This is a genomic window from Mesorhizobium sp. M0166, assembly GCF_040322255.1.
In the GTDB taxonomy this organism is placed as follows: Bacteria; Pseudomonadota; Alphaproteobacteria; order Rhizobiales; family Rhizobiaceae; genus Mesorhizobium.
This window is the reverse complement of record NZ_JAMYTD010000003.1, coordinates 12,873-26,736: the sequence shown is the minus strand read 5'-3', so window position 1 is coordinate 26,736 and position 13,864 is coordinate 12,873. Positions and strand designations below refer to the sequence as shown.

Below are 13,864 nucleotides of genomic sequence, written 5' to 3'. Positions count from 1 at the left end.
CCCTCAGCCTTCGACCGGCAGATCGAGCTCGCCGGCCAGCACTTCGAGCGAGTCGCCGATGATGGATATGATCTCGCCGATCTGCGCGGCGGTGACGATCATCGGCGGCGCGACCATGAAATTGTCGCCGTCGACACCGCCCTTGACCTTGCGTCCGTAGATGATCAGGCCGCGCTCATAGGCGAGGTCGAGCAGCCGCTGGGTGGCCTTCTTTGCCGGCTCGATCGGCCTCAGAGTGTAGGGATCGGCGACCATTTCGGCACCGGTGAGCAGGCCCTTGCCGCGGACGTCGGCGATGAACGGAAACCGTTTCGCCAATCCCTTCAGCTCGTCCATCAAAAGGTCGCCCATGACAGCCGCGTTGGCGATCAGGCCGAGGCGGTCCATTTCGCCGAGTACGGCGAGCCCGGCGGCGCAGGCGAGCGGGTTGCCGGCATAGGTATGGCCGTGCTGAAAGCCGCCCGATGCGAGCAATGGCTGCACCAGCCGCGTCGGTGCAGCAAGTGCGCCAAGCGGCGCGTAGCCCGAGCCCAGACCCTTTGACAAGGCGACGATGTCGGGCTTGCAGTTCCAGTGGTCGCCGCCGAGGAATTTTCCGGTGCGGCCGGCACCGCTCATCACTTCGTCATGGATGAGCAAGATGCCGTAGCGATCGCAGATCTCGCGGATTCGCGGATAATAGCTGTCCGGCGCCACCAGTGCTGCCGTGGCAGCGCCGCCGACCGGCTCCATGATGAAGGCGAGGACGCTCTGCGGTCCCTCGGCGAGGATCTTTTCCTCCAGCATATCGGCGTAGCGGATGCCGCGCTGTTCCATGGAAAGATTGTCGCGGTCGCGCCACGCGATGGGCGCCGGCACCGTCGGCATGACCTGCATCATCGGCATAAAATTTTCGGCCAACGCATCGTCGCCGGTGACGGCGAGCGCGCCGAGCGTGCCGCCGTGATAGGAGGGAAAGCGCGTGATCACCTTCCAGCGGCTGGGCTGGCCGGTGGCGACCGCCCATTGCCGCGCCAGCTTGATGCAGGATTCCGTCGCTTCCGAGCCGCCGGAGACAAAGAAGATGCGGTCCAGGCTCTCGGGGAGTTTGGCCGCCAGTTGCCGCGCGAGCTCCTCGGCCGGTTCGTTCTCGAAATGCAGGCGGTAGGCGAAGGTGGCGCGGTCCATCTGCCGTTTCATCGCGTCGAGCACGTTGCGGTTGGAATGGCCGATATTGGCGACCATCGGCCCGCTCGATCCGTCGATGAAGCGGCGGCCATCCTGCGTCCACATGTAGATGCCTTCGGCGCGGTCGATCAGCGGCCGGCGCAGGCTGGACAGATAAAACAGATGCGAGGCTTCGCGGGCTTCCGGGGCGGGGGACTTCAGCATGTCATGACTTTCCGAGATAGCGGTCGAGGACATTTTTGGTAACACGCTCGACCATCGCATCCTGCCTTAGCAGGCCGGCAACCCATTCGCAGCTTCCGGCGTGAAACACCTCGCCCTTGCCGCGCGGGAAATTGACGATCATGCCGTTGCCGCGTTTGACCTTGTCGAGATTGGCGTCGCTTGCCTCGCCAAACAGCGTCTCGGCGGTGAAGCGTCCATCCTCGTCGCCGAGGAACTGGTCCTCGAACGGAATGTCGGCGCTTTCCTCGACCTGGGAAGCCATGCCGACCGCAAGCACCTGGAGGCCGTCCGGTGCGCCGCTGTCCGGCGTGGGGTAGGGCAGGCCGCCGCGGATCTCGAAGTCGAGCCCGTCGACCTCGTAACCATAGACATGGCTGTCGGCGCCGAGCAGGTCGCCATAGTAGATGCCGGTACCGGCAAAGGCCCAATGCTCCGGCCGGTAGACCGGAAAGCCGCGCACGCCACGCGGTGCGCAGCCGCCCCAGCCGGCATAGACGCCTCGTGTCGCGTTGAGGCCGAAGGTCGCCGCACCCGGCCGGCCGATTTCCGGCGCTTCCCAGGAGTTAGTGGCGCGCCTCGCATCGCCGCCGCGGTAGGCCGGGTCCTCGGCGCGAGCGCGGTATTTGTAGCAGACCTGCCGGCGGCCTTCGTCCTCGAGCCTGGTCTGCCACATGAAATTGCCGGCAAAGCGCGCCGCATGGCCGCCGCGCTCGACATAGGTGTCGACCGCATCGCGCATTTCCCAGGTCCAGTATTCGTCGTGGCCGACGAAGACGACGCAGTCGTAGCCGTCGAGGATGTCGGGCGAAAAATGCAGATCGTGCTGGCTGGCGAGATCGACGGCGTAGCCGGCACGCTCGGCGAAGCGGAAGAAATGGCTGTCGTAGCTTGCCCAGCCGGACGAGGCGTATTTCTTGGAATGGCCGGTGGCAAAGGCCCATTCCATATGCGGATAGCGCGGCACGGTTTTCGGCGGTACCGCGACTTCGAGCGGCACGCGCGGCGCGTCCTTGGGCAGCACAACGAAGCCGCGACACCAAGGCCGCTGCGTCGACACCGTTCGTGCATACTGGTCGCGGCCTGGCCCGGTAATGCCCTCGTAGTGGTTGGAACCGCCCCACGTATTGTAGGCGAGCCAAGTGCCGGTGGCCGCCACCTGCAGCACACGGCCAGGCTTCTTGCTGGGCTGCGGCGCGACGATGAAATGATGATGGCAGCGGATCGGCTTGCCGTCGCGACCGTCCGCTTCAAGCGTGACGCGATAGGCGCCGGACGGCCAATCGTCGCCGATGCGAACCTCGAACGACGCTTGCCAGCCGCAGCCTTCGACCGAACATTGGTCCGGCGTATCTTGCCAACGCGCCGCGATACCGGCCTCCTCGAACATTGTCGCTTCCGCGCCGCCGTCGCGGATGATCGCGACGCCGAAACTGGCGGCCGTCGAGCTGACATGCAGCGCCACCATCTCGCCAGGGCGATAGGAAAGACGGTCGCTGTAGCACCAGATTTCGCCGCGCCCGCCATCCATACCGGGCCACTCCCAGTAATGGCTGCGCACCGCCTGGCGTCGCTGCTCCGGCGTCAGTCCGAAATCGGGAAACTCGGTCGGCAGATGGTTCATGGACACCGCTAAGGTCGAAGGCCGCCATTTCGGCCATCGGGCGGCCAAGCGTCAATTGGAAACGATCGGGCCAGCCATTGCCGGGCCGCTCCCTTGGCCTTGCCGGCCAAACAGACTATCTCACAAAGGGCGGCGTTGTCCGCCACGGGAGCCGATATGCTGAGAGTGCAAAAGGTCAGGGTCAACGACATCTACGTGCCGACCGCGCGCAAGAAGACGCTGCATCCCGAGACCGTCCGCCATCTAGCCGAGGACATTCTGGAAAACGGCATGAAGATGCCGATCCAGGTGCGCCATGACGGCAAGCGCCATATCCTGGTCGAAGGGTTGCATCGGCTGGAAGCGGCCAAGTGGCTCGGCGAGACCGAGATTGACGCCTATCTGGTGCAAGCCAAGCGCCACTGAAGCCACTCAGTTCCCTCGTTCGAATCTCCTGTCCGGCGGATTTTTTCGCGGACCGTGTCGGCTTGCGTCTTGTCGGTTCGTCCTAGACACGAAAGCCAAAACCGACATGTGAGGAAACATCATGACCACCAGGCTCGACATCGCCCCCGACTCCGACCGCGAGCTGGTTCTCGCCCGCATCATCGATGCGCCGCGCGAGAACGTCTATCGCTGCTGGACCGAGCCAAAGCTGTTGACGCAATGGTTCGCGCCGAAGCCGTGGACGACACCGCGCGCGGAGATGGACGTTCGCGCCGGCGGCACCAGCCTGGTCGTCATGGCCGGTCCCGATGGCAACGAGTTTGCGAACCCCGGTGTCTTCCTCGAAGTCGTGCCGGGCAGGAAGCTCGTGTTCACCGATGCCTATACAAAAGCGTGGGAGCCTTCCGCCAAACCGTTCATGACCGGGATTGTGACACTCGAGGACGAGGGCACGGGCAAGACCCGCTACATCGCCCGGGTTGCGCATTGGTCGGTCGCCGACCGCGAACAGCACGAGAAAATGGGTTTTCACGAGGGCTGGGGCCAGTGCGCCGAACAGCTCGAGGAGGTCGCAAAGCGACTTTGATGCAAACGGGAGAGGGAGACTGATATGTCCAGATCGATATTTTTTGCCATTTTCGCCTCGGCCGCCGCGTTGTTTGCGCGCCGGGCACCATCAACGCAGAGGAGGCCAAGCCCGCCATGACGACCGCAACCGCAACACTGCCGACGCCGGAAAAATCCGGCCTGCTGCCGATCAACGGCCTGAACTATTATTACGCCGTCTATGGCAAGGGCGAGCCGCTGCTTCTGCTGCATGGCGGTCTCGGCACGACCGACATGTTCGCGCCGATCCTGCCGAAGCTTACCGAAAACCGCACCGTCATCGGCGTCGACCTGCAGGGCCATGGCCGTACCGCGCTCGGCGACCGGCCCCTCAGCCTGGAGGCGATGGGCGACGACATGGCGGCGATCGTCAAGGCGCTCGGCTACGACAAGGTCGACGTCATGGGTTATTCGCTGGGTGGCGGCGTCGCCTTCCGCATGGCCGTCCAGCATCCCGAAACGGTGCGCCGCCTCGTGCTGGTCTCGACCGGCTACGCCGCGGATGGCTTCTATGCCGAGATGCGTGGCCAGCAGGCACAGGTCGGCGCGGCGATGGCCGACATGATGAAGGACACGCCGATGTACAAATCCTACGTCGCGGTTGCGCCGCATCCGGAGGATTTTCCGAAACTGCTGGACCAGCTCGGCGCCTATATGCGCAAGGACTACGACTATTCGGCCGACGTGCCGAAGCTAAAAATGCCGGTGATGCTGGTGTTCGGCGACAGCGACATGTACCGGCCCGAGCACGAGATCAAGTTCTATCAGATGCTTGGCGGCGGGTTGAAGGACGCCGGATGGATGCGCGAGAACCTGTCGCAAAACCGCCTGGCGATCCTGCCGAACCGCACCCATTACGATGTGTTCTTCGCGCCGGAACTGACAGCAGCCGCGCTGCCGTTCCTCAATGGCGAGACCAAGGTCAAGACTTGGGATGAGGTCGTCAAGGAAACGAACTGACGCCCAGTCAATTGTCTGCCGGCCGTCTCCCGCGAGATGGCCGGCATTTCGCCCATCGGCCGGATCACAGCTTTAGATGGCGCCATCAAAGCTTTTCAATTGACGGTGCCACCTATCGATAGGTATCGCCTATCCTCGCAGGGAAGGGACACGGGCGATGGCAAGATATCAGGGCGGGTGCTTGTGCGGTGCGGTGCGCTACCGCGCCGAGGCGGCACCGATCAATGAGCGCGTCTGCCATTGCCGGCTCTGCCAGAAAGCGCTGGGTGCCGCCTTCAACGCGCGCGTACTGTTCCGTATCGACGATGTGACGGTCGACGGACCGGTGGCGATGGTGAATTCCTCGCCCGATCTCAAGCGCGGCTTTTGCCCGCGATGTGGCACGACGATGTTTTCCCGGCGCGATTCCGCCGGCATCATCGGCATCACCACCGGCTCCCTCGATGATCCCTCGGTGTTCAGGCCTGAGATGCATATCTGGACCGCCTCGAAGCAGCCCTGGGTGCAGATCGACGACGGCCTGCCGCAATATGAAGGCGCGCCACCTCCGGCTTGAGGTGAAATCTGGACAAAATTTAATCCGAAGCGACACGAGATAGCCGGCAAAGCGTCATTGGCGGGCCATCATTGCTGCCTATCTATTGCGTGCGGGCAGCAGTCGAGGAGGCGACGGAATGAACGACAGCATCAACACCCTGGACGAGCTCTTGAGCGATCCGATGATCAAGCTGGTGATGGAGCGCGACCGCGTGCAGCCGGCAGAACTTCGCACGCTGCTCGAGGAAAAGGTCCGCCGGGCCGACGATGATGTGGCGGTCAACGATCGTTTTGTACCGCCGGCCCACCTGATGGCCACGACCTGCCACAAGCTGTGGCTGTGCGGCTAGGGTCTTGAAGCGGTCAGCCGGAATTTGCCGGCAAATAGCTGTAATGGCTGCGGAAATAAGCGAGCTTGAAGCCGAGGCGCGCATAGTTGCGATACGCCGGCCCGTTTCGTTCGGCGTGCGGCGCCTCGATGTCGGCCACGAACAGTTTTGCACCGGCCGCAAGTCCGTCGCGCACCATCGCTTCGCCGAGCATTGCATCGAGGTCGAAGCTCGGCGCCATGATGCCGGGAACCGGCGCGTCGATGCCGCTCCAGGCCACGCCGTCGGCACCGATGAACATCGAGCGCACCGCCGCCACCGCGCCTTCCCGCCGCAGCATGTAATGATACCAGCCGCGCCGGCCGGCCAGCGCCAGCAACCACGGTGAAGTCGGCAACGATATTGGCTGTCGATGAACCCCGCCCATTCCCTTGCCGTTGCCGGCGTCACCCGCTCGACCGAGACGTTCTCAGTCGGGAAAAGCGGCTCCGCTGGCAATGGCGTGGCGTCGCGAAAGATGCGTTCCCAGCCGCCCTGACGCTGCAGGCCGCGCGCCTCGAGCCAGCAGCTGAGCGTCGCGGGCTCGGTGTGTGGATTGGTGTAGAACCAGGGCCGCAGAATGCCGGCGTCGCGATAATGCGTCAGAAGCGCATCGAGCCGGCTCTCGGTGGCCGCGCTCTCGACGCCGAAATTCTTGACGCAGTTGAAATGGATGAACGGGATCGTCGTGCAGGTGGCCCAGACGAGATCGCCATCTTCGGCGATGGCTAAGCCTTGCCTTGCGGCAAAGTCTGCCGGGGCGGCGCGATAGAGATCGAGCCAGGCCTTGACCTCGGCGCGTTCGATGGTGCGGCTGAGATCGCCAGATATCTCGTCGATCCCGATGGCGGGCGAGTGTGGCTCCGGCGGGGCTACGGGCTGCAATTCTGACAGGGCGGCGGGCTGCATCACTTCCTCCCAAGTACGGGCCTTACACTGTAAGATTAGTGAAGACTAATCTCATGCCGTGAGTTGTCAAGCGGCATTGCGAGGCAGCGACGTGGCCGAACGTTTGGGGATAGCGCACCTCAGTCCGGGCAAGCGTCCCGATGCAAAGCCCTAACAATTCGATTCAAACTTTGTTGGTAGTTTCTTGTTAGGAATCCAGCTTGGTTTGTCCGGCGGCGTTGTCCTGCCTTCGGTCTGTTGTGTTTTGCGTACAGGTCCAGATGCGGTTATCAGGCGTCGTCATCTTCTCGATCGCAGCGCTGTGCCTTGCCGGCTGCACGTCGACGTCCGGCGTCGATGCGCTGCAAGTGCCGTCCAGCGAGACGACCAGCTCGGTTGTACGGCCACCCGCGCCGGTGGCATCCGTGGCGACAACTGATGCCGCGCCAGCCTTCGCCGAACAGGAGCAGGACGAACAGCTGGTCGCGATGGACGTACCCGATCAGGACGTCGAACCGCCGGCCGAGGTGATCGCGCTGATGTCGCCGCCGAAGCGGCTGACACGTGCCGCACCGGCGATGCTTGCCGAGCCGGTCACGCGCTATGGTTTTCGCGACGCCAAGCCGATCAATTTCGGCAAGGCGTCCTCGCCAAGGCGTCTTGCCGTCCATGGCGTCGACGTTTCGCGCTGGCAGGGCAATGTGAACTGGCAAAAGCTGCGCGCCCAGGGCGCCAACTTCGCCTACATCAAGGCGACCGACGGCGGCGATCATCTCGACCCGATGTTTGCCAGGAACTGGCGCAATGCCGACGCCGCCGGCCTGAAGCGCGGCGCCTATCATTTCTTCTACTGGTGCCGCACCGCCGGCGAGCAGGCCGACTGGTTCATCCGCAACGTGCCGAGGGTCGAGGGCGCGCTGCCGCCGGTGATCGACGTCGAGTGGAACGGCGAATCCAGCTGCAAGCGCCGCCCCTCGCGGCAAAAGGTGCTGGAAAAAATGCAGGTGTTCATGGACAAGCTCGAGCGCCACTACGGCCAGCGCCCGATCATCTACACCGCGCCCGACTTCTACCGCGACAACCTGCGCGGCGCCTTCCCGGATTATCCATTCTGGCTGCGCGCCGTGGCCGCCCACCCGTCAAAGGTCTATCCCGGCCGCAAATGGCTGTTCTGGCAATATTCCGGCTCCGGCCTGTCGCACGGGGTGAGGGGCCGCATCGACCTCAATGTGTTCCGTGGCGATGAGAAGGCCTGGCGCGACTGGGTGAGCGGACGGCAGATGGTGGCCGAGGCGGAGTAGCACATCGGTCGAGTGCTTGGCTTCCACCGTCGGCGTCCGCCGCGTGGGGCACGGCATGGATCCTAGGGTCTCCGCAACGTCGCTTCGCTCCTGCTCCGCCCTAGGATGACGAAAGGGACGTTCCCGCTACTACCGGCCTTGGCGATTGGCCTTCGGCCTCCGTGTCTTCGTCATCCTAGGGCGGAGCGAACGCGAAGCGGAGCGCAGACCCTGGGATCCAGGCCGTGCCGTCGAAGCGAAACGCGCGGTGATAGCTACCAGCCCTGGTTCGGCTGACGGCTCTACGCCTCTACATATTCCGCCAGGCTGACACCTTTGGGCACATGCAGTCCATCCGCACGCAAGCCTTCGATATGAAAGCGTCCAGAATGCTCGAGGATGCTGTTCAGTGTTCCTGGCGCAACCTCTTCGGTTGGAAATGTCATTATGGCCAGCGGCCGATCATCTACACCGACGTAGTTGAACCGCAGCTCCTCCTGAGATCTTTCCTGCTCTAAAGAGCACATCGTCGCGGATATCGAGGACGGCTTCGAGTCAACGCTGAGCGCGGGGCGCCGTTCGGTGGGCGAGAGCGTCTACTCCCTCATGCCAGCCTCTTCACCACCAAATCCTCGCTGGGGTCCACTGAGAGCACAGGCTGACCCATCCTCAGGTGTAGCTCGATAGCCGACACGCTTCCCCATAGGGTCCCCGACGTGGCTCGTGACCGACACGTCTCGATCACGCAAAACAGGAGCGCATCATGTCGCAGGTAGAAACAAAAACCCGCACGACTGGTCAGCAGGAGACAAACATGAGCTTGGACAACATTTCACACCCCTCGATCCAGCACTGCGCCGACAGCCTGAACGCCAAGCACAGCAACGGTAGACCGGAGCCCGAATTGGTTCCGTCGCGCTACGCGCTGCAGGTCGGCGACATCGACGTGCTGGTGGTCAGCGATGGAGTGCTGCCGATACCAGCGCCGGTTATGGCATACAACGTCGACCCGGCCCTCCGGGCGGCCTGGCTGGACGACATGTTCCTGCCGCCGGACGTGCTCGAGTGGCCGCTGAACGTGGTCGTCGTACGCAGCGGCGACCGGACCATACTCGTGGACGCCGGGCTGGGGATGGACCCGGACTTGCACTTGCCGAGGGCCGGGCGGTTGGTCTCGCGACTGGAGGCCGCCGGCATCGATCTCGCATCCGTCACCGACGTGGTGCTGACCCATATGCACATGGCCCACATTGGCGGGCTGCTCATCGACGGGGTGAAGGACCGGCTGCGTCCGGATCTGCGGATTCACGTGGCGGCCGCCGAGCTCAAGTTCTGGGAGTCGCCCGATTTCTCCCGCGTCTCCATGCCAACGGGGTTCCCGGATGCGCTTCGGCGGGCGGCCAAGCGGTTCGTGAACGACTACCACAGCCAGTTGCGGCCGTTTGAGACGGAGCACGAGGTGGCGCCGGGGGTGGTCGTCACGCTCACCGGCGGCCACACCCCCGGGCACAGCGTGGTCCGCCTGGCGTCCGGCGGCGATCGGCTGACCTTCGCCGGCGACGCCGTGTTCCAGGTCGGGTTCGACCAACCCGACTGGCACAACGGCTTCGAACACGACCCCGAGGAGGCGGCCCGCGTCCGGATCAATCTTTTGCGGGAGCTGGCGGCGACCCGCGAGCCGCTGGTGGCCACTCACCTGCCGTTCCCGTCTATCTGCCATGTGGCGGTGGACGGCGATGTCTTTCGTTGCGTGCCGGCTGTCTGGGACTACTGACCCGCTTGTCGGGTTAGGGCCGAGCACAGCGTTGAACGACCGCACGAGCAACGTCGCGAGCTTTGAGTAGCTAGGCATCGGGCGTGCCTGATCGGGTGGTGGCAATTGGCTTGCTTTGGCCGTTAGAGGTGGGTTGCCGTCAACCCACCTCCAAGCGATCAACTTGCCTATCAGCTGTCTCAGCTACATCCGCTCGTAGCCCCGCAAGTATCGCACTTCTCGCACGTCCCGTTCCGCACCATCGTGAAGTTATGGCATTCCGAGCATTCGTTGCCGGTGTAGCCCTGCATCAATGATTGCTGGCGGCGGTTGGCGGCAAGGGCTTTTGCTTCGGCTGCTTCTTTGGCGGCCTCGTCGGTGAACAGCTCCGTCGGGTCGGACGCTTCCGCGTAGACGATGTCCTCGACCAGTTCCCTGGCGCGCTCCTCGTAGTCGCGCTTGTAGGCGATGGCTTCGTCGCTGGCCGGCTTTAGCGTCAGCACGTTGGAGCCGGAGAAGGCGGTCGGGGCGGTACGGGCTGGAGTTCCGGAGCCCGAACCGGCAAAGCCTTTCGGCTCGGCGCCCATGCCCGACACCAGCTTGACCGGCGAGGCGCCGCGGGTCAGGCCCTTGGAGAAGGGCGTCGCCTTGCCTTCGTTGATGCCGCGCCCGAGTGCGGTCTTGTCGAAATCCGACTGGTCGACATGGGCGAGGTCGTGGCGGCCGAGATAGGAGACGGCGAGTTCGCGGAACACATAGTCGAGGATCGACGTGGCGTTCTTGATGGCGTCGTTGCCCTGCACCATGCCGGCCGGCTCGAATTTGGTGAAGGTGAAGGCTTCGACGAATTCCTCGAGCGGCACGCCGTATTGCAGGCCGAGCGAGATGGCGATGGCGAAGTTGTTCATCATCGCCCGGAAGGCAGCACCTTCCTTGTGCATGTCGATGAAGATCTCGCCGATACGGCCGTCATCGAATTCGCCGGTCCTGAGATAGACCTTGTGGCCGCCGACGACCGCCTTCTGGGTATAGCCCTTGCGGCGGTTCGGCAGTTTCTCGCGGTCGCGGTAGAGGCGTTCGACGACGCGCTCGACGATCTTTTCGGTCACCTGTACGGCGCGCTGTGCGGCCGGTGCCGCGATCAGCTGCTCGACCGCTTCGTCCTCGTCGTCCTCGCTATCGGCGAGCAGCGAGGAATTGAGCGGCTGGGAGAGCTTCGAGCCGTCGCGATAGAGCGCGTTGGCCTTCAGCGCCAGCTTCCACGACAGCATGTAGGCACCCTTGGCGTCTTCCACCGTCGCGTCGTTCGGCATGTTGATGGTCTTGGAGATGGCGCCGGAGATGAAGGGCTGCGCCGCTGCCATCATCATGATGTGGCTGTTGATGGACAGCGAACGCTTGCCGATCTTGCCGCACGGGCTGGCGCAGTCGAACACCGGCAGGTGTTCGGCCCTCAGGAACGGCGCGCCTTCCAGCGTCATCGCTCCGCAGACATGGATGTTGGCGGCCTCGATGTCTTTCTTCGAAAAGCCCAGCGCCGGCAGCATCTCGAACGAGAAATCATTGAGCTGCTCGTCGGTGAAGCCGAACGTCTCCTTCACCCAGTCGGCGCCCAGCGTCCACTGGTTGAAGACAAACTTGATATCGAACGCCGATTTCAACGCAGCATTGAGTGCTGCGATCTTTTCGTCGGTAAAGCCTTTTGCCTTGAGCGAGCCGGGGTTGATGCCCGGCGCCTGGTTGAGATTGCCGTGGCCGACAGCATAGGCCTCGATCTCGGCGATCTGGCTCTCGGAATAGCCGAGCGTGCGCAGCGCTTCCGGTACGGCGCGGTTGATGATCTTGAAATAGCCGCCGCCGGCGAGCTTCTTGAATTTTACCAGCGCGAAGTCGGGCTCGATGCCGGTGGTGTCGCAATCCATCACCAGGCCGATCGTGCCGGTCGGCGCGATCACCGTTGCCTGCGCGTTGCGGTAGCCATGCTCCTCGCCAAGTTCGATGGCGCGGTCCCAGGCAGCCTTGGAATGGTCGGCAAGCTCCTGCTGCTTGAGATCCGAGGCGACCAGCGGCACCGGATTGACGGCTAGCTTCTCGTAGCCGTCCCTTTCGCCATAGGCCGCGCGGCGGTGGTTGCGCATGACGCGCAGCATGTTCTGCGCGTTGCGGTCGTAGTCGGGAAAGGCGCCCAGCTCGGCGGCCATTTCGGCCGAAGTGGCATAGGCCGTGCCGGTCATGATCGCGGTGAGGGCGGCGCAGATGGCGCGGCCCTCGTCGGAATCATAGGGAATGCCCGAGGTCATCAGCAGGCCGCCAATATTGGCGTAGCCGAGGCCGAGCGTGCGGTACTCGTACGAAAGCTTGGCGATCTCCTTCGACGGGAACTGCGCCATCATGACGGAGATTTCCAGCACCATGGTCCACAGCCGCACCGTGTGCTCGTAGGCGGCAATGTCGATCGTGCCGTCCGCATTGCGATAGGGCAGAAGGTTGATCGACGCCAGATTGCAGGCGGTGTCGTCGAGGAACATGTATTCCGAGCACGGATTGGACGCCCGGATCGCACCGGCCGAGGCGCAGGTGTGCCAGTCGTTCATCGTCGTGTTGAAATGCAGGCCCGGATCGGCCGACGCCCAGGCGGCATAGCCGATCTTTTCCCAGAGATCGCGCGCCTTCAGCGTCTTCAGCACCTTGCCGTCCTTGCGGGCGGTGAGATGCCAGTCGCCGTCCTGCTCGACGGCGCGCAGGAAATCGTCCTTCAGCGACACCGAATTGTTGGAATTCTGGCCGGAAACGGTGAGATAGGCGTCGGAATCCCAGTCGGTGTCGTAGGTCTTGAACGACATCGAGGTATAGCCCTGCCTGGCGAACTGGATGACGCGGTAGATGTAGTTCTCCGGCACTGCGTCCTTCTTGGCCGCCTTGATCTCGCGCTTCAGCGCGGTGTTGACCGCCGGGTCGAAGCAATCCTCGCCATTGCCTTCGCAGTTGATGCAGGCCTTCATGATCGCTTCGAGGTGCTTCTTGACGATCTTCGAACCGGTGACCAGCGAGGCGACCTTCTGCTCCTCATTGACCTTCCAGTCGATGAATTCCTCGATATCGGGATGGTCGGCGTCGACGATGACCATTTTCGCCGCGCGACGCGTCGTGCCGCCCGACTTGATGGCGCCCGCCGCGCGGTCGCCGATCTTGAGGAAGCTCATCAGCCCCGACGAGCGGCCGCCGCCCGACAGCTTTTCGCCTTCGCCGCGCAGGAACGAGAAGTTGGAGCCGGTGCCGGAGCCATATTTGAACAGGCGCGCCTCACGCACCCACAGGTCCATGATGCCGCCTTCGTTGACGAGGTCGTCCTGCACGCCCTGGATGAAGCAGGCATGCGGCTGCGGATGCTCGTAGGAAGACTTCGACTTGGTCAGCTTGCCGGTGAACGGGTCGACATAGAAATGGCCCTGGCTGGGGCCGTCGATGCCATAGGCCCAGTGCAGGCCGGTGTTGAACCATTGCGGCGAATTCGGCGCGACGCGCTGGGTGGCCAGCATATAGGCGAGCTCGTCGCGGAAGGCGCGCGCGTCCTCCTCCGACTTGAAGTAGCCGCCCTTCCAGCCCCAATAGGTCCAGGTGCCGGCAAGCCGGTCGAAGACCTGGCGGGCGTCGGTCTCAGAACCGTAGCGCTCGGCTTCCGGCAGCTTGGCCAGTTCAGCCTCGTCGGCGACGGAGCGCCACAGGAAGGAGGGGACTTGCGTCTCCTCGACTTTCTTCAGCCGTGCCGGGACGCCCGCCTTGCGGAAATATTTCTGCGCCAGGATATCGGCGGCAACCTGGGAGAACTGCGCCGGCACGTCGATATTGTCCAAGCGGAACACCACCGAACCATCCGGATTCTTGATCTCCGAAAGCGCCTTGCGGAATTCGATCTCCGCATAAGCTGATTGTCCCTGTTTGGTGAAACGACGCTCGATGCGCATTGGTCCGGTCCCTTTTGTCTACATATAGCGCTTTTCCCAGAGGATTTCTGCCCTCTTGACGAAACGCG

Annotated in this window: 11 protein-coding genes and 1 pseudogene; 8 read left to right on the top strand and 4 right to left on the bottom strand. The window is 63.5% G+C overall.

The window, feature by feature from the left end; translation table 11 throughout:
• Positions 1–3: 3 nt before the first annotated feature.
• On the bottom strand, positions 4–1,371 hold the full coding sequence (locus NKJ46_RS04655) for an aminotransferase family protein (protein ID WP_352662474.1): 1,368 nt from the start codon (positions 1,369–1,371) through the stop codon (positions 4–6).
• Between the two features lies 1 nt (position 1,372).
• Entirely contained in the window at positions 1,373–3,013 is a 1,641-nt protein-coding gene (locus NKJ46_RS04650; RefSeq protein WP_352662472.1) for a N,N-dimethylformamidase beta subunit family domain-containing protein, read from the bottom strand.
• A 156-nt stretch (positions 3,014–3,169) separates the two neighbouring features.
• Between NKJ46_RS04650 and NKJ46_RS04645 the strand changes: the two genes are divergently transcribed.
• The 5 genes and pseudogenes from NKJ46_RS04645 (at position 3,170) to NKJ46_RS04625 (ending at position 5,892) form a co-directional block, all read left to right on the top strand.
• Complete coding sequence (locus NKJ46_RS04645; protein WP_023674751.1) at positions 3,170–3,418, top strand: ParB N-terminal domain-containing protein; 249 nt, start codon at positions 3,170–3,172, stop codon at positions 3,416–3,418.
• Positions 3,419–3,539: 121 nt separating this feature from the next.
• Positions 3,540–4,025: an SRPBCC family protein gene (locus NKJ46_RS04640; RefSeq protein ID WP_352662469.1), complete on the top strand. Its 486-nt coding sequence runs from the start codon at positions 3,540–3,542 to the stop codon at positions 4,023–4,025.
• A gap of 24 nt (positions 4,026–4,049) precedes the next feature.
• Positions 4,050–5,005, top strand: a pseudogene (locus tag NKJ46_RS04635) (alpha/beta fold hydrolase).
• A 157-nt stretch (positions 5,006–5,162) separates the two neighbouring features.
• Positions 5,163–5,561, top strand: a complete 399-nt coding sequence (locus tag NKJ46_RS04630; RefSeq protein WP_352662466.1) for a GFA family protein — start codon at positions 5,163–5,165, stop codon at positions 5,559–5,561.
• A 118-nt stretch (positions 5,562–5,679) separates the two neighbouring features.
• On the top strand, positions 5,680–5,892 hold the full coding sequence (locus NKJ46_RS04625; RefSeq protein ID WP_023717422.1) for a hypothetical protein: 213 nt from the start codon (positions 5,680–5,682) through the stop codon (positions 5,890–5,892).
• Between the two features lie 13 nt (positions 5,893–5,905).
• On the opposite strand, the gene NKJ46_RS04620 is transcribed toward NKJ46_RS04625, so the two are convergent.
• Entirely contained in the window at positions 5,906–6,268 is a 363-nt protein-coding gene (locus NKJ46_RS04620) for a hypothetical protein (RefSeq protein WP_352662463.1), read from the bottom strand.
• Positions 6,269–6,273: 5 nt separating this feature from the next.
• On the opposite strand from NKJ46_RS04620, the gene NKJ46_RS04615 reads away from it, so the two are divergent.
• From NKJ46_RS04615 to NKJ46_RS04605, 3 genes are all read left to right on the top strand, one after another.
• Complete coding sequence (locus NKJ46_RS04615) at positions 6,274–6,642, top strand: hypothetical protein (protein WP_352662460.1); 369 nt, start codon at positions 6,274–6,276, stop codon at positions 6,640–6,642.
• Between the two features lie 437 nt (positions 6,643–7,079).
• Complete coding sequence (locus NKJ46_RS04610) at positions 7,080–8,099, top strand: glycoside hydrolase family 25 protein (protein WP_352662458.1); 1,020 nt, start codon at positions 7,080–7,082, stop codon at positions 8,097–8,099.
• A gap of 742 nt (positions 8,100–8,841) precedes the next feature.
• On the top strand, positions 8,842–9,852 hold the full coding sequence (locus NKJ46_RS04605; RefSeq protein WP_352662455.1) for an MBL fold metallo-hydrolase: 1,011 nt from the start codon (positions 8,842–8,844) through the stop codon (positions 9,850–9,852).
• Positions 9,853–10,031: 179 nt separating this feature from the next.
• On the opposite strand, the gene NKJ46_RS04600 is transcribed toward NKJ46_RS04605, so the two are convergent.
• A complete protein-coding gene (locus tag NKJ46_RS04600) occupies positions 10,032–13,796 on the bottom strand; it encodes a vitamin B12-dependent ribonucleotide reductase (protein ID WP_352662452.1) in 3,765 nt (1,254 codons plus the stop codon).
• Between the last annotated feature and the right edge of the window lie 68 nt (positions 13,797–13,864).